Origin of the sequence: Microbacterium aurugineum, assembly GCF_023101205.1 — a bacterium.
Lineage (GTDB): Bacteria > Actinomycetota > Actinomycetes > Actinomycetales > Microbacteriaceae > Microbacterium > Microbacterium aurugineum.
Window position 1 is genome coordinate 273,984 of the sequence record NZ_CP078078.1, and the last position, 19,477, is coordinate 293,460.

General features: G+C 70.0%; 22 protein-coding genes. 12 read left to right on the top strand and 10 right to left on the bottom strand.

Annotated elements, in window-relative coordinates; translation table 11 throughout:
* Positions 1–6: 6 nt before the first annotated feature.
* The gene (gene pyrE / locus KV397_RS01275; RefSeq protein ID WP_131494342.1) at positions 7–567 is read left to right on the top strand and encodes an orotate phosphoribosyltransferase; all 561 of its coding nucleotides are present in this window, start codon (positions 7–9) and stop codon (positions 565–567) included.
* Entirely contained in the window at positions 564–1,466 is a 903-nt protein-coding gene (locus tag KV397_RS01280; RefSeq protein WP_131494343.1) for an ROK family protein, read from the top strand. Before pyrE ends, KV397_RS01280 begins: the two co-directional genes overlap by 4 nt.
* A 16-nt stretch (positions 1,467–1,482) precedes the next feature.
* Here the strand turns inward: KV397_RS01280 and KV397_RS01285 are convergent, their stop codons facing one another.
* The 3 genes from KV397_RS01285 to KV397_RS01295 form a co-directional block, all read right to left on the bottom strand.
* A complete protein-coding gene (locus tag KV397_RS01285; protein ID WP_261811973.1) occupies positions 1,483–1,884 on the bottom strand; it encodes an apolipoprotein A1/A4/E family protein in 402 nt (133 codons plus the stop codon).
* 121 nt (positions 1,885–2,005) lie between these two features.
* A complete protein-coding gene (locus KV397_RS01290; RefSeq protein WP_261811974.1) occupies positions 2,006–3,151 on the bottom strand; it encodes an MFS transporter in 1,146 nt (381 codons plus the stop codon).
* On the bottom strand, positions 3,148–4,050 hold the full coding sequence (locus KV397_RS01295) for a MurR/RpiR family transcriptional regulator (RefSeq protein ID WP_232763213.1): 903 nt from the start codon (positions 4,048–4,050) through the stop codon (positions 3,148–3,150). The genes KV397_RS01290 and KV397_RS01295 overlap by 4 nt, the downstream gene beginning before the upstream one ends.
* Positions 4,051–4,214: 164 nt before the next feature.
* Between KV397_RS01295 and KV397_RS01300 the strand changes: the two genes are divergently transcribed.
* From KV397_RS01300 to KV397_RS01340, 9 genes are all read left to right on the top strand, one after another.
* On the top strand, positions 4,215–5,759 hold the full coding sequence (locus KV397_RS01300; RefSeq protein ID WP_261811975.1) for an ABC transporter substrate-binding protein: 1,545 nt from the start codon (positions 4,215–4,217) through the stop codon (positions 5,757–5,759).
* 67 nt (positions 5,760–5,826) lie between these two features.
* Complete coding sequence (locus KV397_RS01305) at positions 5,827–6,798, top strand: ABC transporter permease (RefSeq protein WP_047521078.1); 972 nt, start codon at positions 5,827–5,829, stop codon at positions 6,796–6,798.
* Positions 6,795–7,682, top strand: a complete 888-nt coding sequence (locus KV397_RS01310; protein WP_052193357.1) for an ABC transporter permease — start codon at positions 6,795–6,797, stop codon at positions 7,680–7,682. Before KV397_RS01305 ends, KV397_RS01310 begins: the two co-directional genes overlap by 4 nt.
* Complete coding sequence (gene murQ / locus KV397_RS01315; RefSeq protein WP_153243033.1) at positions 7,679–8,584, top strand: N-acetylmuramic acid 6-phosphate etherase; 906 nt, start codon at positions 7,679–7,681, stop codon at positions 8,582–8,584. Before KV397_RS01310 ends, murQ begins: the two co-directional genes overlap by 4 nt.
* A complete protein-coding gene (locus tag KV397_RS01320) occupies positions 8,584–9,774 on the top strand; it encodes an anhydro-N-acetylmuramic acid kinase (protein WP_261811976.1) in 1,191 nt (396 codons plus the stop codon). Before murQ ends, KV397_RS01320 begins: the two co-directional genes overlap by 1 nt.
* On the top strand, positions 9,771–10,274 hold the full coding sequence (locus tag KV397_RS01325) for a GNAT family N-acetyltransferase (protein ID WP_261811977.1): 504 nt from the start codon (positions 9,771–9,773) through the stop codon (positions 10,272–10,274). The genes KV397_RS01320 and KV397_RS01325 overlap by 4 nt, the downstream gene beginning before the upstream one ends.
* Positions 10,271–11,446, top strand: coding sequence for an enolase C-terminal domain-like protein (locus KV397_RS01330; protein WP_261811978.1), 1,176 nt, complete (start codon positions 10,271–10,273; stop codon positions 11,444–11,446). The genes KV397_RS01325 and KV397_RS01330 overlap by 4 nt, the downstream gene beginning before the upstream one ends.
* On the top strand, positions 11,443–12,528 hold the full coding sequence (locus tag KV397_RS01335) for a serine hydrolase domain-containing protein (protein ID WP_261811979.1): 1,086 nt from the start codon (positions 11,443–11,445) through the stop codon (positions 12,526–12,528). The genes KV397_RS01330 and KV397_RS01335 overlap by 4 nt, the downstream gene beginning before the upstream one ends.
* The gene (locus KV397_RS01340; protein ID WP_261811980.1) at positions 12,525–14,153 is read left to right on the top strand and encodes an ABC transporter ATP-binding protein; all 1,629 of its coding nucleotides are present in this window, start codon (positions 12,525–12,527) and stop codon (positions 14,151–14,153) included. The genes KV397_RS01335 and KV397_RS01340 overlap by 4 nt, the downstream gene beginning before the upstream one ends.
* A gap of 163 nt (positions 14,154–14,316) precedes the next feature.
* Here KV397_RS01340 and KV397_RS01345 read toward each other — a convergent pair whose 3' ends face one another.
* The 6 genes from KV397_RS01345 to KV397_RS01370 form a co-directional block, all read right to left on the bottom strand.
* On the bottom strand, positions 14,317–14,484 hold the full coding sequence (locus KV397_RS01345; protein WP_165875499.1) for a hypothetical protein: 168 nt from the start codon (positions 14,482–14,484) through the stop codon (positions 14,317–14,319).
* Positions 14,481–15,059: a YdeI/OmpD-associated family protein gene (locus tag KV397_RS01350; RefSeq protein WP_261811981.1), complete on the bottom strand. Its 579-nt coding sequence runs from the start codon at positions 15,057–15,059 to the stop codon at positions 14,481–14,483. Before KV397_RS01350 ends, KV397_RS01345 begins: the two co-directional genes overlap by 4 nt.
* 3 nt (positions 15,060–15,062) lie before the next feature.
* On the bottom strand, positions 15,063–15,875 hold the full coding sequence (locus KV397_RS01355) for an HAD-IIA family hydrolase (protein WP_047521068.1): 813 nt from the start codon (positions 15,873–15,875) through the stop codon (positions 15,063–15,065).
* A 70-nt stretch (positions 15,876–15,945) separates the two neighbouring features.
* A complete protein-coding gene (locus tag KV397_RS01360; RefSeq protein ID WP_131494192.1) occupies positions 15,946–16,575 on the bottom strand; it encodes a metal-dependent transcriptional regulator in 630 nt (209 codons plus the stop codon).
* 47 nt (positions 16,576–16,622) lie between these two features.
* Positions 16,623–16,919: a hypothetical protein gene (locus KV397_RS01365; protein ID WP_047521057.1), complete on the bottom strand. Its 297-nt coding sequence runs from the start codon at positions 16,917–16,919 to the stop codon at positions 16,623–16,625.
* A gap of 20 nt (positions 16,920–16,939) precedes the next feature.
* Positions 16,940–18,232, bottom strand: a complete 1,293-nt coding sequence (locus tag KV397_RS01370; RefSeq protein WP_052193353.1) for an Nramp family divalent metal transporter — start codon at positions 18,230–18,232, stop codon at positions 16,940–16,942.
* Positions 18,233–18,311: 79 nt separating this feature from the next.
* On the opposite strand from KV397_RS01370, the gene KV397_RS01375 reads away from it, so the two are divergent.
* Positions 18,312–18,989, top strand: a complete 678-nt coding sequence (locus KV397_RS01375; RefSeq protein ID WP_261811982.1) for a TrmH family RNA methyltransferase — start codon at positions 18,312–18,314, stop codon at positions 18,987–18,989.
* A 30-nt stretch (positions 18,990–19,019) separates the two neighbouring features.
* Here KV397_RS01375 and KV397_RS01380 read toward each other — a convergent pair whose 3' ends face one another.
* Positions 19,020–19,364, bottom strand: a complete 345-nt coding sequence (locus KV397_RS01380; RefSeq protein ID WP_261811983.1) for a hypothetical protein — start codon at positions 19,362–19,364, stop codon at positions 19,020–19,022.
* Positions 19,365–19,477: the final 113 nt, after the last annotated feature.

Below are 19,477 nucleotides of genomic sequence, written 5' to 3' on the forward strand. Positions count from 1 at the left end.
GATGCCGTGACCGCACTCGACGCAGACCGCCAGACACTCCTCGACCTCATCAAGGATGAGGCGGTGTTCCACGGCGACTTCACCCTCTCCAGCGGCAAGCAGGCGACGTACTACGTCGACATGCGCAAGCTCACCCTGGACCACCGTGCCGCTCCCGCGATCGGCCGCATCATGCTCGACCTGATCGGCGACCTCGACGTCGTGGCGGTCGGCGGGCTGACACTCGGCGCCGACCCCATCGCGAACGCGGTGCTGCACGCGTCGGTCGCCACCGACACCCCGCTCGACGCCTTCGTCGTGCGCAAGGAGCCCAAGGACCACGGACGCGGTCGTCAGATCGAGGGCGCAGACGTCAAGGGCAAGCGCGTCGTGGTGCTCGAAGACACCTCGACCACGGGCCAGTCCGCGCTCAAGGCCGTCGAAGCCCTGCGCAAAGAAGGCGCCGAGATCGTCGCGGTCGCCGTGATCGTCGACCGGAAGACCGGCGCACAGGCCGCGATCGAAGCCGAGGGCCTGGAATGGCGCGCGGCTTTCGACCTCGACGACCTCGGGCTCGACCCCCAGTGACGCGCTACGCGCTCGCCGTCGATGTGGGCGGCACGAAGATGGAGGCCGCGCTCGTCGCGGAGGACGGCCGACTGCTCCCGGGGAGTCGCAGTCGCCAGCCGACCGGTCGGGACGCCACGTTCGAGTCTCTGGACGCGGCCGTCGTCGCGATCGTCGAGCACGCGCTCGCCGCGCTTCCGGCCGACGCGGAGCTCGTCGGTGCGGGTATCGGCAGTGCCGGTCCCGTCGACCGCTCCCTCGGCGCGATCATGCCGGTGAACATGCCGCTCGCGCGCGGCTTCGTCCTGGAAGAGGCGGTCCGCGCTGCGGCGTCCACCGTCCTCGGGGGCGACGTGCGCACCGTGCTCGGCCACGACGGCGGTGCTCTCGCGCTCGCGGAATCGTGGCTCGGCGCCACGCAGGGCGCCGGCGCCTCGCTGTCGATCGTGGTCTCGACCGGTGTCGGCGGCGGCTTCGTCGCGAACGGCGCCTACATTCCCGGAGCCACCGGCAATGCCGGTCACCTCGGTCAGGTGCGTCGCGAGGGCGGCCTGACGCTCGAGGAGATCGCCTCGGGTCCCGCGAGCGCCGCGTGGGCCCAGCAACAGGGGTGGACCGGCGCCACCGGCGAAGACCTCGCGCGGGACGCGGCGGCCGGCGATCCCCTCGCGCGGGCGGCGATCGAGCGTTCGGCCCGCGAGGTGGGGGAGGCGCTGGCGGATGCCGCGACCCTCGTCGACCTCGACGTGGTCGCCATCGGCGGCGGATTCTCGCGAGTGTCGTCGGACTACATCGACCTCGTGCAGCAGGCACTCACCGCGAGCGCGGCCCACGAGTACTCGCGCCGTACCCGCGTCGTGCGCTCGGGGCTCGGCGACGAAGGGCCGCTCATCGGCGCCGCTGCTCTCGTGCTCCGGTAGGCACCGCACGCCCTGCTCACCGGCGCACAGTGAGCAGGTGCCGGGGTGGTCCTTCGAGCCGGGCGACGGCGACTTTCAGGTCGGTGACATCGGCCGCGACCGCATCGATCCGGGTGGTCAGAGTCTCGGAAACGGCATCGATGCGATCGGTCAGAGTTCCGGAGACGGCGTCGATGCGGGCGGTCAGAGTTTCGGAGACGGCGTCGATGCGGGTGCTGAGCTTCTCGTCGACGGCGTCGATGCGGGTGCTGAGCTTTTCGTCGACGGCATCGATGCGGGTGCTGAGTTTCTCGTCGACGGCATCGATGCGGTCATCGATGCGGCGGACCATCCAGGCGCCAGCAGCGAAGAGGCTCGCGGTGATCGTGAGCACGACGCCGATCGCGCTGATGATGATCGCCAGGACCTCGGTGGACAACGCGTGCTCTCCTCGCTGCGGATGGGTGTGTCGTCGACGTTACGCCGGACTCGCGGGTGGGTGCTCCGGTATTCCGGCATCCGTGAAGGGATCGACGATATCGGCGGGTGTGCAGGAGATGTCAGCGTACGGAAGCCCGACGAGGGGAACGTGCGGCGACCAGCATCAGCACCGGGATGAGCGCGCACAGCCCGGCGGACACGAGGAACGTCGCACTCGATGCCGGATCCCGACCGATCAGGAGGATCACCGTCGGCACGAACGTCCCCCCGACGGCCCCGCAGGCGACGAGCGCGCCGGTCACCGCAGCGCTGCGCGCGGGGTCGAGACGATCGAGGGCGAGTCCCAGGATGAGGCCGTAGCTGGGTGCGAGGAGGACGACCACGGCGGCCAGCCCGCCGAGCGCCACTTCCGGCGCGGACTCCACCAGTATCCCCGCGGTCGCCATCAGGACCGCCGCGGCACCCGTCGCGGACACGAGGATCACGATCGGTGGGACGGAGAGGCGGCGCAGTCCCGCCGCGCTGAACCGTCCGACGGCCATGAGCGTCCAGAACGCCGAGGTCCCCAGCGCGGCGAGGCCCGGATCGACCGCGAGGATCCGCTCCGGGATCACCGCCGACCACCCGGAGAGCACGGTCTCGACGCCGACGTACAGGGGGAGTGCGACGGCGAAGGGAAGGAGCGCGAGCAGCCCGCGAACGTCCCGATGCGCGGGAGTCTCGGCGGGGGAGGTCGGGGCCGCCGGTCCCGCGAGCATCGCCAGAGCCAGGAGCGGCACGATCGCCAGGATGCCGAGCAGCGGGCGCGTTCCGGACCCCACGGCGACGAGCAGGGGCGTGACCGCGGCGCACACCGCGACCGTGCCGAGCAGAGCGCTGAGCAGCCCCGTCGCGCTGCCGGCGGCCACGGACTTCGCCGCCACGGATCCCGAGGCCTCCACCAGCCCGAACCCGAATCCGGCGACGGCGGCCGCGGCGATGAACATGGCGGGGGCGTCTGCCACGGCCACGGCGATGATCGCCACGGCTTGGAGGGCACTGCCGAGCATCAGCGTGGTGCGCGGTGGACGGCGCATCAACAGCGGGCCCGAGCTCAGGACTCCGACCAAGAGCCCGCCGAAGAGGGCGGGGACCGCGGCGCTGAGGTCGGTCGCCATCGCGCGTTCGGTGGAGGGCAGGACCGCGGGGACGAAGGCGGCCGTGACCCCGAGGCCCGCGAAGGCGGTGAACAGCCCCGCTCGCGCTCGCCGGGTGCGGGCGGTCACGCCCCCGTCTTCCGCACGCGGTGGACGGCGGCGAAGGTGTCGCGCAGAGCCTCCATCGAGCGGTCGTAGTTCGACTGTGCGACGCCGATGAAGATGCAGTCGACCACCATCAGCTGGGCGATCCGGCTGCCGAGGGCACCCGACCGGAAGCCGGTCTCGCGCGCGGCGGTCGTCAGGACGATGTCCGCCTGGTCGGCCAGTGGAGCGCCGGCATGGTTCGTGATCGCGATCGTCGTCGCCCCGGTCTGGCGGGCGAGCAGCAGGAACTCGATCGTGTCGGTCGTGGTGCCGGTGTGCGACACCGCGATCGCGACGTTGCCGGGGCCGAGCGTCGCCGCCGAGGTCCAGGCGGCATGCGGGTCGGACCAGTCCAGTGCCGTGCGCCCGATCCGGGTGAGCTTGCGCTGCAGGTCGAGGCCGACGATGGAGCTCGCACCCACACCGAAGATGTCGACCCTGGTCGAGGACGTGATGGCGTCGACGGAAGCGCGCAGTGACTCCGTGTCGAGCACCTTGGCGGTGTCCGCGAGCGAGAGGGTCTCGGCCAGCGACACCTTCGCGACGATGTCGGACAGCGTGTCGTTGCGGTCGATGTCGCCGGAGACGGCGGGGAGCGCGGCCGTGTCGAACGTCTCGCGTTCGACGTCGCGCAGCACGTGGTTGCGCAGCTCGCGCACGTGCTCGTAGCCGAGTCGCTTGCAGAACCTCACCACCGAGGTGGTCGAGGTGTCGCAGCGCTGGGCGAGTTCGGCTATGGAGAGTCCGGCGGTCCCCGCCGGATCGGAGAGGAAGAGGTCGGCGATGCGCTGCTCGCTCGGACGCAGCTCGGGACGGATCGCACGCATGCGGACGAGCACGGGGTGTGCGCCGGCATCATCGCGGGCGGCTTCGTGGGGCATAGGGTCTCCGATCGCTGTTCATAACAGTAGAGGAACTTCTGTTACATCAGTAGTGTCTGTCGTGTACTTTTAGTACCAACCCAGACCGACGATGTTCGCGGGCGGCAGGCGACAGAGCCTGACCCGACGCCACGGCGACGCGTCCCAGCCAGGAGGAATCAGCAATGAGCACAGCACGGCGGGCGTCATTCGGCGCTCTCACAGCCACGGGTGTCGCTTTGGCGCTCGTGATCACCGGTTGTTCCGCACCCGCGTCCGACACCCCGTCGACGGGTGAGGCCGGCGGTGACCTCGTCATCGGCGTCACGAGCGATCCCGACACGCTCTTCCCCTGGAAGGCGACGCAGTTCCAGGCCGTCAACGTCCTGCAGAACCTGTACGGCACGCTGACCGAGTTCGATGAGGACCTCAACGTGGTCCCCGGCCTCGCCGAGTCGTGGGACGTCTCGGAAGACGGTCTCACCGTGACCTTCCACCTGCGCGAGGGCGTCACCTACGCGGACGGCAGCACCTTCGGCTCCGAAGACGTCAAGTACTCTCTCGACGCCATCGCCGCCGAGGAGACGGCGGCCGTCGCAGCGAGCTCTCTCGCCTCCGTCACCGCGGTCGAGGCCACCGACGAGAACACCGTCACCCTCACCCTGAGCGCGCCCGACGCCGCGCTTCCCGCGAACCTCGCCGTGATCAACATGGCGATGCTCTCCTCGGACGACACCGAAGAGGGGCTGAACACCACGCCCAACGGCACCGGTCCCTTCATCCTCGACGACCGCAAGGCGAGCCAGTCGATCACGCTGGCGAAGAACGAGGACTACTGGGGCGACGCGGCGCTGCTCGACACGGTCGAGTTCCGGGTGATCCCCGACGAGTCGTCGATCGTGTCGGCGATGCAGTCCGGCAACGTGCAGCTGGCCGTCTTCGACGACCCGCTGGTCGCACAGACCGCCGAGGGCGCGAACGTCGAGGTCGCCACGACCCCGCAGCTGAGCTACCACGCGCTGCAGCTGAACGCCACGCGCGGTGACCTGACCGACGTCAACGTGCGACTCGCGATGCAGTGCGCGATCGACCGCCAGGAGGTGCTCGACACGGCAGCTCTCGGCGAGGGCGAAGTCACCGGTCCCATCACCTCTCCCGCGTACAAGTCCGACCCCGAGGCGCGTCCGTGCCCCGAGCGTGATCTCGACAAGGCCGCCGAGTACCTGAAGAAGGCGGGCAAGGAGGACGGCGTCACCGTCAAGACGATCGTCTCCCAGGGTGAGTACGCGACGTCGGTGAACGAGGCCCAGAACCTCAAGGCGCAGCTGGCCGACGCGAACATCACGCTCGACCTCGAGGTGCTCGAGTCCGGCGCGTTCGTCGATCGCTGGATCGCAGCCGACTTCGACGCCGCCGTCGCCCTCAACGGCGGTCGTCCCGACCCCGACGGCATGTACGGCCGCTACTTCACCAGCACCGGAAACCTGAACAAGGTCGCCGGATACTCCTCGCCCGAGCTCGACGCGCTCTTCGCCGAGGGTCGCCAGACGGCCGACCCGGAGAAGCGCAAGGACATCTACGCGCAGGTCTCCGAGAACCTCGAGGACAACGCCGCGTGGATCTGGCTGTTCACGAGCTACACCTACACCGCGACCTCCTCGACCGTCGACGGCTTCGTCCCGATGGCGAACGGCTCGCTGCAGTACCTGCGGACTACCTCCATCAAGTAGCGGATCGGAGGGGGCGCGGCCACCCCGCGCCCCCTCCCTCCCCGACGACAGGCACCCCCACACGCGCATGTTCAGACAGCTCCTCCGCAACAGCGTGCTGCGACGCATCGTCGCCGCACTCGGCACGCTCCTCGGCGTCGCCATCTTCGTCTTCCTGATGCTGCGGGCCATCCCCGGCGATCAGATCAGCTCCGGCCTCGGCACGGAGGCGGCCGCCCTCACGCCGTCGCAACGCGCAGCCCTCGAGGCCTACTACGGGCTCGACCAGCCGCTCTTCGTGCAGTTCTTCTCCTGGTTGGGCAACATCTTCACCGGAAACCTCGGGTTCTCCTCTCGGGCACAGACGAGCGTCCTCGATCTCACCGCCGCCGCTCTTCCCGTCACCTTCGAGCTCGCGATCTTCTCGATCGTGATCGCCCTGGCCATCGGCATCCCCCTCGGAATGCTCTCCGCCTCGAAGCCCGACTCGTTCCGCGACGGCGTCGGACAGGTCGTCGGCCTCGCCGGTCTCTCGATCCCCGCGTTCCTGCTCGGGACGGCGCTCCTGGCGATCCTCGCCTCCTCGTTCGGCTTCAACCCGAACGGTCAGGCCTACGCCACGCTGTTCGAGGACCCGCTGCTGAACCTCCAGCAGATGCTGCTGCCCTCGATCGTGCTCGGCTTCGGCATCGCCGCGCCGATCATGCGCACGACCCGCACCGCGGTGCTCGAGATCCGCGCCAACGACTTCATCCGCACGGCCAGGGCGAAGGGCGTCCCGCCGCGGCGGCTGCAGGTGCGTCACGTGCTCGGCAACGCCCTGGTTCCCATCGTCACGATGACCGGCCTGCAGTTCGGCTACCTCCTCGGCGGCGCCGTGGTGGTGGAGCAGATCTTCTCGCTCCCCGGCATCGGGCGACAGGTGCTCCTCGGCATCCAGCAGAAGGAATACGCACTCGTGCAGAGCACCGTCCTCGTGATCGCGCTCGCCTTCGTCATCGTCAACCTGCTCACCGACCTGCTCTACCGGGTCATCGATCCTCGGGTGCGTGCCGCATGACCGACATCTCTCAGACTCCGACCCTCGCCCCCGGCGGCGGGCGCAGCATGGAGCGCGTGCGTCTCCTGCTGCGCAGTCGCAGTGGACTCACGGGCCTCATCATCGTCGTCCTGCTCGCGGTGCTGAGCCTCGTCTCGGCGTTCGGGCTGCTGCCGTTCGACCCGCTTGCGCAGGATCCGCCGTCCCGCCTGCAGCCGCCGTCCGCCGTGCACTGGTTCGGCACCGATCAGTTCGGTCGCGACGTGTTCTCCCGCGTGGCCGCCGGTGTCGCCAACTCGGCGCTGATCTCGGTGGTCGCGGTGGCCTTCGCCACCGTCGTCGGAACCGTGTGCGGACTCATCGCCGGCTTCTACCGCGGCATCTCCGACGGCGCGATCACGGCGGTCACCAACGTGCTGTTCGCGTTCCCTCCGCTGCTGCTGGCCCTGTCGCTCGCGTCGGTGTTCGACCGCAACTGGTTCACCATCGCCGTGGCCATCGCGATCGTGTACGTGCCGATCTTCATCCGCGTCACCCGCGGACCCGTGCTGTCGCTGCGCGAGGTCGAGTACGTCAAGGCGGCCAAGAGCACGGGTCAGAGTCGCATGGCGACCATGTTCCGGCACGTGCTGCCGAACATCACGTCGATCATCATCGTGCAGGTCACGCTCTCCCTGTCGTGGGCCGTGCTCACCGAGGCCTCGCTGAGCTTCCTCGGTCTCGGCACGCCGCCGCCCGCCCCATCGCTCGGCTCGATGATCTTCGAGGCGCGCACGCTCGTGACGATCGCGCCGTGGACGATGATCGCGCCCGGTGTGATCGTGGTGCTCCTCGTCGTCGGCCTGAACCTGCTCGGTGACGGGCTGCGCGACAGTCTCGACCCCCGGAACAGAGGAAAGCGATGACCCGGGAGGATCTCGGCGGGCTGGCCACGGAAGCCAGCGATCCGCGCTATGCGGAACTCGACCTGATGAGCGTGGCGGAACTCGCGCAGACCATGAACGAGGCGGACGCCACCGTGCCCGCCGCGGTGCAGCGCGCCCTGCCGCAGATCGTGCCCGCCATCGAGGAGACGGCCGCTCGCATGGCGCAGGGTGGCCGCCTGGTCTACGTCGGCGCGGGAACCCCCGGACGCATCGGTGTGCTCGACGCCTCGGAGTGCCCGCCCACGTTCAGCACGCCGCCGGAGCTCGTCTTCGCGATCATGGCCGGGGGCCCCGGCGCGATCGTGAACCCCGTCGAGGGTGCGGAGGATGACGCGGACGCGGGTGCTGCAGCGATCGACGCGGCCGGCATCGGTCCGCTCGACACCGTGATCGGCATCGCCTCCAGCGGACGCACGCCCTATGTGATCGCGGCCGTCCGCCGTGCGCGCGAGCTCGGAGCGCTCAGCATCGGTCTCTCGTGCAATGTCGGCACCGCGCTCAGTGCCGCGGCGGAGCACGGGATCGAGGTCGAGGTCGGCCCCGAGGTGCTCTCCGGCTCGACGCGGCTCAAGTCGGGCACGGCCCAGAAGCTCGTGCTGAACATGTTCTCGACCATCTCGATGGTGCGAAACGGCAAGGCGTACGGCAACCTGATGGTGGATGTGAAGGCCACCAACCACAAGCTGCGTGAGCGGGCCATCCGGATGGTGCAGACCATCGCGGCGGTCGACCGGGACGCGGCGCTGGCCGCTCTGGAATCGGCCGCCTACGACGTGAAGCTCGCGTCGATCATGATCCGCCGCGGGGAGGATCTCCCGGCGGCGACCGCACGACTGCATGCCGCCGACGGCCGGCTGCGCACCGCACTGGAGGAGAACTGATGCGCGTCCTCGGACTGATCTCCGGCACCTCGCACGACGGGATCGATGCCGCCGTCGTCGACTTCACGACCAGTGGCGGCTTCACCGCGCACGGCGTGGACCTGCGCGGCACGGTGCTCGCGGCGATGAGTGTGCCGTATACCCCCGAACTGCGGTCGCGGCTGATCGCGGCGCTGCCGCCGGCGCAGACGACGCTCGCCGAAGTCGCGGAGCTCGACACGCTCATCGGTCAGGCATTCGCCGACGTCGCGGCCGACATCGCCGCAGAAGTGGGGGGCATCGACGCGGTCTGCTCGCACGGACAGACCGTGTACCACTGGGTCGACGGCGCGCACGCGCGGGGCACCCTGCAGATCGGGCAGCCCGCCTGGATCGCGGAGAAGGTGGGTGCCCCCGTGGTCTCCGACATCCGCATCCGCGACATCACCGTCGGTGGCCACGGTGCGCCGCTGGTGTCGTTCCTCGATGAGCTGCTGCTGCGCTCACGCGCCGGGGTGTCCGCCGCCCTGAACCTGGGCGGCATCTCGAACATGACGGTGGTGCGGCAGGACGGCCTGGTCGCCTACGACATCGGCCCCGCGAACGCACTCGTCGACGCGGTCATCGTGGAGCACGACCTCAACCCGCTCGGCTACGACGACGACGCCGCGATCGCCCGCACCGGGCAGGTCGACGAGACGCTGCTGGCCGCTCTGCTCGAAGACCCCTACTACGCGCTCACCCCGCCCAAGAGCACGGGCAAGGAACACTTCCACCTCGGCTACGTGCACGAGCACCTCGCCGCGCAGGGGCGCGAGATCGCGGTGGCGGATGTCGTGCGGACACTGACCGAGCTCACCGTCCGCACGGTCGCACGCGACGTGGAGGCCGCGGGCATCGGGTTCCTCGCCGTGTCGGGCGGCGGCTGCCGCAACCCGCTGATCCTCGATGGACTGCGCGCCGCCCTGCCCGCGACCGAGGTCGTGCTGGCCGACGAACTGGGGGCTGCGGCCGACAGCAAGGAGGCGATCCTCCTCGCCCTGATCGGCTGGTCCACGATGCACGGCGTCCCCGCGATCGTCCCGGGCGGCACCGGTGCTCGCGAGCCGCGCATCCTGGGCACGATCACCCCGGGCGTCGGTCCGCTGCAGATGCCGGAACCCGTCGCCGCCATCGACTCCCTCGTGCTCACGGAGGCCGCGACATCGTGACCCTCCAGGTGCGCCCCGCCACCCCGGACGACCTGTCCGGGGTGCTCGAGGTGTTCCTCGCCTGCTGGCGGGAGAGCTACCGTGGCGTCCTCCCCGATGCGGCGATCGACGCCATGACCGACGCGCGCGCGGAGACGCTGTGGCGGCGGGTGCTCTCCGACCCGGTGGGCATCGTGCTCGTGGCCGAGCGGGACGGCGGGATCGTCGGGATCACCCGGTACGCGGCGACGTCGAACACCGACGGGCGGATCGACGGGGCCGTGCACTCCCTGTATGTGTCGCCGCGTGCTCACGGCGGCGGCATCGGCGGAGCGTTGCTGACGTGGGCGACGGCAGAGCTGCGGGAGGCCGGGGCCGAAGCCGCGACACTGTGGGTGTTCGCAGCGAATGCGCCGTCGATCGGTTTCTACGAGGCGAAGGGCTGGCATCCGGATGGGGCCACCCGCACGCAGCCGGAGTTCGGCGAGCCCGAGCAGCGCATGCGCAAGGAGTGGACATGAGCGCCGTGGTGCGTCTGCGCCTGCTCCGGGTGTCGTCCCCGCTGGTGCGCCCGTTCATCACGGCCGTGCGGCAGACGGACCGTCTCGACGTCGTGCTGGTCGAGGCGACCGATGCGGAGGGGCGCCGAGGATACGGGGAAGCCGCCACGAGCTGGCGTGTCACGGGGGAGAGTCCGCAGAGCGTCGCCGCCGCGGTCGCAGGTCCGCTCGCCGACGCCGTGCTCGGTCGCGATGCCGGCGACGCCGGGCTCCCGGGGGACATCGCGCGGTCGATCTGGGGCAATGCGGCCGCCCGCAGCGCTGTCGAGTGCGCGGTCGCCGATCTCGCCGCCCAGCAGCGGGAGGTCTCGCTCGTGGCCGACCTGTCTCGCGCGCACGCGGTGCACAACTCCTCACGAACGTCGCACGTCCGCACCGACATGACCCTGTCCGTGGGAGAGCCGCAGGCGGTGGCGACGCTTTCTGAGGAGTACGTCACCGCAGGCTTCGGCTGCCTCAAGCTCAAGGCCTCGGCCGCGCACGACATCGTGGCCGCGCTACGGGCCGTCCGTGCGGCTGTCGGGCCCCACATCACCCTGCGCATCGACGCGAACCAGGCCTGGGACGCCGAGACCGCGATCCGCGTGATCCGTACCGCCGAGGACGCGGATCTCGGGCTCGAACTCGTCGAGCAGCCGGTCGCCGCCCACGACCTCGACGCGCTCGCCGCGGTGACGGCGGCCGTCGACACCCCGATCATGGCGGACGAGTCGGTGCGGACGGCCGAGGACGTGCGCGTGATCGCCGATCGGGGAGCCGCCGCCCTCGTGAACATCAAGCTCGCCAAGACGGGCGGTCCGGCCGAGGCGATCGCTGCCGCGGAGGCCGCACGAGAGGCGGGGCTGGGGGTCGTGATCGGCTGCATGATGGAGTCCCACGTCGGAGTGAGTGCCGCAGCCCACCTCGCAGCGGCCGTCGCCCCCGATGTCGTGCACGACCTGGACGCGGCGTCCTGGCTGCGTCGCTCGCCCGTGGTGGGTGGGGTCGCCCCGTCCGGTGAGGTGCTGACGCTCGGGGCGGGCACGGGGCTGGGCATCCTGGGGCTCGCATCCGACGCACAGACCGACATCCTCCTCGACCTCGACCGCGACCTCGATCGCGACCTCGGCCGCGGTGCGGAGGTGCGCGTATGACCGCCGCCGCCGCCGTCGCCGCCGTCCTCGGGATGGAGTCCGCCCCGCGCGGAGTCGTCGCGGGCGTCGTGACCGAGGCGGGACGTGAGGTCGCGGCCAGCGGCCTGGCCGACCTCGCCGGAACCCCGATGACCACCGAGACCGCGTTCGACATCGCCTCGGTCTCGAAGGTCGCGGCGACGACGACAGCGATCCTCAGACTGGTCAGCCGGGGCGACCTGCGCTTCGATGATCCGGTCGACCGCTTCGTCTCCGGGACCGCGTGCGCTCCGGGAACGACCGTGCGCCACCTCCTGCAGCACCGCGCCGGCCTGTGGGAGTGGCAGCCTCTCTACCTCGACCGTGAGCACGCCGGCGACCCCGACGCCGCGGCGGACGCGATCCCGCTGCGATACGCCCTCGACGACGCCCGCCACTACTCCGACCTCGGCTTCATGCTCCTGGGCCGCATCGTCGCGGCGGTCACCGGGTTGCCTCTGGACGCCGCCGTCCGCGAGCTCGTCACCGCGCCCCTCGGCCTGGATCGCACGGCATACGGACCCGCCGGTCGGCCCGTCGCCTCGTCCGCGATCGGTGACGTCGCCGAACGCCGCATGGTCGCCACGGGGGAGCCCTACCCGATCCTCACCGCGGCGCGGGACTTCACCTGGCGCGAGGAGGAGATCACCGGCGTCGTGAACGACGGCAACTGCTTCCATGCTCTCGGTGGCGTCTCCGGCCACGCGGGGCTGTTCAGCACCGCGACCGACCTGCTGACCTTGGGGGCGGCGCTCGCCGCGCCCGAGCGCCATCCCGCGCTGTGGGGCCCGGACGACGTCGCCGAGCTCTTCCGCGACGGACCGGATGCCGGACAGGCGCTGGGGTGGCGCAGCGACACGGTCGCCGTCGCCGGCCGGCCGACCCGCGTGCTCTGGCACCCCGGCTTCACGGGCTGTGCCCTCGGGATCGTCCCGAACACCGGCACCGCCGCGGTGCTGCTGAGCACCCGCCTCTTCGCCCCCGAACCCGCACCGACCGAGGCGCTCTGGCGCACGGTGCTCCCCGCCCTCCTGGACGACAACGAAGGAACGAGAACATCATGAGCATCACCGAGCCCGTGCTGAGCATCAGCGGTCTCGCCGTCGCCTTCCGGACCGGTTCCGAGCTGGTCACCGCGATCAGCGACGTCAACATCGACATCGCCGCCGGTGAGACCGTCGCGGTCGTGGGCGAGTCGGGATCGGGCAAGTCGACCACCGCCGCGGCCGTCAACCGCCTGCTGCCGGAGAACGGCTCGATCACGGCCGGGAGCATCCGCTTCGACGGGCGCGAGTTGACCGATCTGCCCGAGAACGCGATGATCTCGCTGCGCGGCGCGGGGATCGGTCTCGTGCCGCAGGATCCGATGTCGAACCTCAACCCGCTCATGCGTGTGGGCGAGCAGATCGGCGAGGCCCTCGAGGTGCACGGTCACACCCACGGAGAGGCCACGAAGGCCCGGGTCGTCGAGCTTCTGGAGATGGTGGGGATCGCGGACGCCGCCCAGCGCGCTCACCAGTACCCGCACGAGTTCTCCGGAGGTATGCGGCAGCGCGTGCTGATCGCGATGGGCCTCGCCTGCAAGCCGCGCCTGCTCATCGCCGACGAGCCCACCTCCGCTCTCGACGTGACGGTCCAGCGGCGCATCCTCGACCAGCTCGACACGCTCACGGATGAGCTCGGCACCGCGGTCTTCCTGATCACCCACGACCTGGCCCTCGCCGCCGAGCGCGCCGACCGCATCGTCGTCATGTTCCGTGGCCGGGTGGTGGAGGAGGGGACGTCCGCCCAGGTCCTCGGCGCCCCGCAGCACGAGTACACCAAGCAACTGCTCGCCGCGGCGCCCAGCCTCGCGTCCCGCCGGGATGCCCTGCCGCAGCGCGAGGCCGCCACGGGCACTCCGTTCGTGGAGATCCGTGGCCTCCGCAAGGAGTTCGCACTCCGCGCTCCCAAAGCGGGGGAACCGCAGACGTTCACCGCGGTCGACGGGGTGAGCTTCGAGATCCGGCGGGGCACCACGGTGTCGATCGTGGGGGAGTCGGGGTCCGGCAAGTCGACCACCGCGAACATGGTGCTCGGGCTCGAAGACGCCACGTCGGGATCGATCCTGTTCGACGGGCTCGACCTGACCACTCTCCGTCGCAAGGAGCTGTTCGCCCTGCGCCGTCGGGTGCAGCCCGTCTTCCAGAACCCCTACGCCTCACTCGACCCCCGCTACACCGTCGAGCAGTCGATCGCCGAGCCGCTGCGTGTCCACCGCATCGGCACGACGGCGTCCCGCAAGGCACGGGTGCTCGAGCTGCTGGAACAGGTCGCCCTCCCCGCGGCGATGGCCGAGCGTCTGCCCCACGAGCTGTCGGGCGGACAGCGTCAGCGCGTCGCGATCGCCCGCGCCCTGGCGCTCGAGCCCGAACTCGTGGTGCTCGACGAAGCGGTGTCGGCGCTCGACGTGCTGGTGCAGGCGCAGATCCTCGATCTGCTCGCCGACCTGCAGAAGCGCCTGGGCCTGAGCTACCTGTTCATCAGCCACGATCTCGCCGTCGTGCGGATGATCTCCGACGAGGTGCACGTCATGCAGCGCGGTGTCGTGGTGGAGAGCGGCACGCCGGAGCGCATCTTCGACGACCCGCAGCATCCGTACACGCGGGAACTGCTCGCCGCGATCCCCGGGGCGTCGCTGGCGTCCTGAGCGGGAGCAGATGTCACGCCTGTCGTCGGTTCACATGTCGGGAGGATGGGCGGATGTCGGGCGAATGCCCTTCATCCGCTCGACATCCGTGAAATCTCCCGACATCTGCTCCGGACGGCACACGGGCGGGGCGGCAGACGGGCGGGCCTCGACGACCGCGGGCTCAGCGCTTGCGGTCGTCGTCGTCCCAGGGGCCTTCCCACCAGCCCGCACGGCCGTCGTCCGAGCCGCCGCGACCACGGCGGGAGCGCACGAACTGCACGATGAACACGGTCAGCGAGCTGAGCAGGATCAGGAAGACCACGAGGAACAGCAGGTCGTTCTGGTTCATGGTCGCTTCCCCTCCGCGGCATCCGCCACGATCTTGGCGATGCGGGCCGACCGGGTCTCCGGGCGCTTGGCCATCGCGATGTGCGTGAGACCGAACTTCTTCACCGACTTCGGGAACGCGTCCCAGTTCTCGCGCGCAACGGGGACGGCATCGAGGGCGGCGGCGAACTCGTCCGGCTCGATCCCGGCCTCGGGGCCGTCGAGCACGGTCCAGGAGCCGTTCGCCTTCGCCGTCTCCAGCGCACGGATCCCGGCCGGGGCGAGCAGCCCCTCCGCCTCGAGTTCCGCGATCCGAGCCTTGTTCGTCGCCGCCCATCCGCTGCCGGGACGGCGAGGCGAGAACCACTGTCCGACGGCGCGCTCGTCCGTTCCCTCGCCGAACACGCGCACCGGGCCGTCGATCCATCCGAAGCAGAGCGCATGCCGCACGGCGTCCTCGTACTCGACACCGTCGGCGGCACCCCGCACGCTCAACAGCCAGACGCCCGTGGTCCGCTCGTGGTTCTCCTGGAGCCAGGTGCGCCAGGCGACCGCATCGGCCGCCCGAATCCGCTCGCCGTCTTCCAGTGCGCCCATGGGCTACTTCTTCGTCTTCACCGTCGGGATCGTCTCGGTGATCCGCGGCAGCAGGTCGGCCACGGACTGCACGATCTCATCGGGGCGGAACGGGTACTTCTCGACCTCGGCCTGGTCGCTGATCCCGGTGAGGACCAGGACGGTGTGCAGGCCCGCCTCGATGCCGGCCACGACGTCGGTGTCCATCCGGTCGCCGATCATGCCGGTGCGCTTCGAGTGCGCGCCGATCTTGTTCAGCGCCGACCGGAACATCATCGGGTTCGGCTTGCCGACCACGTAGGGCTCCTTGCCGGTGGCCTTGGTGATGAGGGCCGCGATCGCACCGGTGGCCGGGAGCGGCCCGTCGGTGCTCGGACCCGTGGCATCCGGGTTCGTGACGATGAACCGCGCGCCGCCGATGATGAGGCGGATCGCCTTCGTGATCGCCTCGAACGAGTAGTTGCGCGTCTCGCCGACGACCACGAAGTCGGGGTTCGTCTCGGTCATGATGAAGCCGGCGTCGTGCAGGGCGGTGAGGATGCCGGCCTCGCCGATCACGAACGCCGAGCCACCGGGCAGCTGCTGCTTCAGGAAGTCGGCGGTGGCGAGGGCCGAGGTCCAGATGCGCTCCTCGGGTACGTGCAGTCCGCTGATGCGGAGGCGTGCCGACAGGTCGCGCGCGGTGAAGATCGAGTTGTTGGTGAGCACCAGGTACGGGATGCCTGCGCTCTCCCACCCGGCGAGCAGTTCGGACGCCCCGGGAATGGCGTCGTTCTCATGGACGAGCACACCGTCCATGTCGGTGAGCCAGCATTCGATGTCGTCACGTTGTGCCATGTGCACAGCCTAGAGGGCGAGGGTTGCCGGCACATGTCCGTGTGGCAGAGGGGTGCCGCAACAGATCGGTTCAGGCGGTGAGCCAGATCACGTCCGCGGCGTGCGCGACCTCGGCGTCGGTGCCGTCGACAGACACACCGGCGGCGGTCACCGTGACCTCGACGCCGACCGCGATGCCCGCGGCCTCCACGGCGCGGAGCACTTCCGGATCCTGGTCGCTCACCCGCAGCACGCGTCCCGTGTGTCCGACCGCGGCATCGGCCAGAAGCACGAACGGCACCCGCTCCACGTGCCCGTCGACATCGGGGATCGCATCGCCGTGCGGGTCGAAGCGGGGGCGTCCGAGGCGGGCGTCGATGCCTTCCAGCAGTCGGTCGCTGATGGTGTGTTCGAGCACCTCGGCCTCGTCGTGCACCTCGTCCCAGCCGTAGTCGAACTCCTGCACCAGCCAGGTCTCGACCAGCCGGTGTCGGCGCACCATCGCGAGGGCGCGGGCTGTGCCGGCCTCCGTCAGCCGCACCGCGCCGTAGGGCACGTGCGAGACGAGCCCCGCGGCAGCGAGCTTCTTGACCATCTCGGTGACCGACGAGGGGGCGATGCCGAGCTTCGCGGCGAGCACCGACGGGGTGATCGGCGCATCCTGCCACTCGGTGTGCGCGTAGACGGTCTTCAGATAGTCGTCAGCTGCGGGGGAGGCCACCCGACCAGCCTACGCGGTGCTCTCCCGCGCCCAGGCAGCGACGGAGGTCAGCCCAGGGTGCTCAGGAAGATGAACGCCGCCTGCCCCGCGAAGAACAGGACGAGGAATCCGAGGAGGGCGGCGGCCAGCGAGAGCCGGCCGTCGAACCCCTCGACCTCGTCGATGCCGACCTTGCGGGCACGGAACGCCAGCACGAGGGTGGCCACGCCGAGGGCCAGCTGCACCCAGGGGCTGGCGGGCCCGATGACCTTCGGGAAGGCGATCAGCAGCCCACCGATGATGCCGGTCGCGAAGCCGGTCCAGGTGAGGATGCGGACGGTGCGGCGAGCGCTCTCGGCAGACATGCCTCCGAGCCTATCCGGGCTCAGGCTCCCGTCAGCACCAGCCAGAGCAGGGCGCCGTTCAGTGCGATCAGCAGCACCGAGGCCACGATGCCGGCCGCTGTCGTCCACCGTCGATTGACCCAGGCGCCGAGGGTCCGTCGCTGTGCCGTGAGCACGACCAGGGGAATCAGGGCGAACGGGATCCCGAAGGACAGCACCACCTGACTGAGCACGAGGGCGAGCGTCGGATCGAAACCGATCCCGAGGATCACGAGAGCGGGGATCAGCGTCACCAGTCGCCGTGCGAGCAGGGGGACGCGCACGTGCAGCAGGCCGTGCATGATCTCGGCTCCCGCGTAGGCGCCGACCGACGTCGAGGCGAGACCGGAAGCGAGCAGGCCGACCGCGAAGAACGTGGCGACGACCGGTCCGAGGCCGGCGGCGAGGGCGGCGTGCGCCCCCTCGAGTGAGTCGGTGCCTTCGACCCCCGCCAGGTTCGCGGCGGCGAGCAGAAGGATGCAGAGGTTGACCGAACCTGCGATCACCATCGCGACCGAGACGTCCCAGCGGGTGGCGGTGAGGAGCCGACGGATGCGCGAGCTCTCGGTGCGCACGGCTTCGTCGCCGGCGTGCGCGGTCGTCGCCCCGAAACGGTCGCGGGCGAGGGAGGAGTGCGCGTAGATCGCGTGCGGCATGATCGTCGCCCCGAGGATCGAGGCTGCCAGCAGCACGGATCCGGTGTCCTCGAAGCGCGGCACCATGCCGCCCAGGATCCCTGCCGGATCCGGCGGAGCCACGAACACACCGGCGACGAAGCCGATCGTGATGATGGCCATCAGTCCGATGATCACGAACTCGAACGGACGTGCGCCACGACGGTTCTGCACCGTGAGGAGGATCATCGAGACGGCGCCCGTGATCAGGCCGCCGAGCAGCAGGGGTACGTCGAAGAGCAGGTTCAGGGCGACCGCCCCGCCGATGATCTCCGCGAGATCGGTGGCCATCGCGACGAGTTCGGCCTGCACCCAGTACGCCCGGCGTGCCCACGGGCGGCGCAGGCGTGTGCCCAGCACCTCGGGAAGGCTCTGCCCCGTGACGACCCCCAGTTTCGCGGAGAGGTACTGGATGAGCCAGGCCATGACGTTGCCGGCGACGACGACCCAGACCAACAGGTAGCCATACTGGGCGCCCGCGGTCATGTTGCTCGCGACGTTTCCCGGGTCGAGGTAGGCGACCCCGGCGACGAGGGCGGGTCCGAGCAGCCACAGCCCGCGGGGCGCGGTCGCCGGGGTCAGATCCTTCGTGGTTCCCGGAAGCACAGAATTTTTAGGCACACCGAAACCGTAGCGTATTTTTCGGTCCACCTAAAAGTCCTCGGTGCCGGCTCCGCGGAGGCGGCGATAGCCTGGCGGGATGGATGATGCCTCGGCGGACCGCACGACACCGGACCTTTCGGCGGCCGCGGCGACGGGCTCCATCGGCCAACCCGGCTACGGCGTCGGACCCTGGCCGGGCGGTGCGGAGGCCTGGCCCGAGGGGGAGCAGTACGACCCTCTCCTCTTGGCCGAGGGCGACACCCGCAACGTGATCGACCGCTACCGCTACTGGCGGATGGAGGCGATCGTGGCCGACCTCGACACCCAGCGGCATCCGTTCCACGTCGCCATCGAGAACTGGCAGCACGACATGAACATCGGGTCGATCGTGCGCAGCGCCAACGCCTTCCTCGCCGACACTGTGCACATCATCGGTCGCCGACGGTGGAACAAGCGCGGGGCGATGGTGACCGATCGCTACCAGCACGTCGTGCACCACGAAGACGTCGAGACCTTCGCGGCGTGGGCTGCGGCCGAAGGGCTTCCGATCATCGCGGTCGACAACGTCGACGGTGCCGTCCCCGTCGACAAGGCAGATCTCCCGCTCCGCTGCGTCCTGCTCTTCGGTCAGGAGGGGCCGGGATTGTCCAGCGAAGCGCTCGCCGCGGCCTCCGCGCACATCGAGATCACCCAGTACGGCTCGACGCGTTCGATCAACGCCAGCGCTGCGGCGGCCGTGATCATGTACGAGTGGTGCCGCCGTTACGCCGGCTGAGCCGTCGCGACGACGGCCGTCGAGCAGTCGTCAGCCGCGGTCGATGCCGAAGATGTGGCGATAGATCGCGCTGACGTCCCGGTCGAGGTGATCGATGCGCTCGTGGATGGCCCGGATCTCGGTGCGCACGCCGCTGAACTCGCTGCCCGACTCGGTCCGGACGCTGGCGAACTCGTTCCTGAATTCGGTCCGGACGCTGGCGAACTCGTTCCTGAACTCGGTCCGGACGCTGGCGAACTCGTTCTTCAGCTCGGTGCGCACGCCGTCGAAGCCGTTCTGCATCGTTCGCAGGAACATCGTCGACATCAGCGTGAGCGTTCCGAACATGGCTGCGGCGAAGACACCGATCAGTGTCCAGACCTGTGGTTCCGTCATCCCCAGCATCCCCTCATTGTTCCTCGATGATCGTCGAGGCGCCAGGGAACGGAGGCCTAGTATTCCGGGGAACTCAGCGATTGTGGAGAAGTCGTTCTCGCGGAAGTCTGTGC

Coding starts and splice junctions, on each gene's coding strand:
- KV397_RS01300 (WP_261811975.1), top strand. CDS start 4,215: ATGAGCACAGCACGGCGGGCGTCATTCGGCGCTCTCACAGCCACGGGT.
- KV397_RS01375 (WP_261811982.1), top strand. CDS start 18,312: ATGGATGATGCCTCGGCGGACCGCACGACACCGGACCTTTCGGCGGCC.
- KV397_RS01320 (WP_261811976.1), top strand. CDS start 8,584: ATGCGCGTCCTCGGACTGATCTCCGGCACCTCGCACGACGGGATCGAT.
- KV397_RS01345 (WP_165875499.1), bottom strand. CDS start 14,484: ATGAACCAGAACGACCTGCTGTTCCTCGTGGTCTTCCTGATCCTGCTC.
- KV397_RS01310 (WP_052193357.1), top strand. CDS start 6,795: ATGACCGACATCTCTCAGACTCCGACCCTCGCCCCCGGCGGCGGGCGC.
- KV397_RS01335 (WP_261811979.1), top strand. CDS start 11,443: ATGACCGCCGCCGCCGCCGTCGCCGCCGTCCTCGGGATGGAGTCCGCC.
- KV397_RS01340 (WP_261811980.1), top strand. CDS start 12,525: ATGAGCATCACCGAGCCCGTGCTGAGCATCAGCGGTCTCGCCGTCGCC.
- KV397_RS01355 (WP_047521068.1), bottom strand. CDS start 15,875: ATGGCACAACGTGACGACATCGAATGCTGGCTCACCGACATGGACGGT.
- KV397_RS01365 (WP_047521057.1), bottom strand. CDS start 16,919: ATGTCTGCCGAGAGCGCTCGCCGCACCGTCCGCATCCTCACCTGGACC.
- KV397_RS01295 (WP_232763213.1), bottom strand. CDS start 4,050: ATGCCCCACGAAGCCGCCCGCGATGATGCCGGCGCACACCCCGTGCTC.
- KV397_RS01305 (WP_047521078.1), top strand. CDS start 5,827: ATGTTCAGACAGCTCCTCCGCAACAGCGTGCTGCGACGCATCGTCGCC.
- KV397_RS01380 (WP_261811983.1), bottom strand. CDS start 19,364: ATGACGGAACCACAGGTCTGGACACTGATCGGTGTCTTCGCCGCAGCC.
- KV397_RS01350 (WP_261811981.1), bottom strand. CDS start 15,059: ATGGGCGCACTGGAAGACGGCGAGCGGATTCGGGCGGCCGATGCGGTC.
- murQ (WP_153243033.1), top strand. CDS start 7,679: ATGACCCGGGAGGATCTCGGCGGGCTGGCCACGGAAGCCAGCGATCCG.
- KV397_RS01330 (WP_261811978.1), top strand. CDS start 10,271: ATGAGCGCCGTGGTGCGTCTGCGCCTGCTCCGGGTGTCGTCCCCGCTG.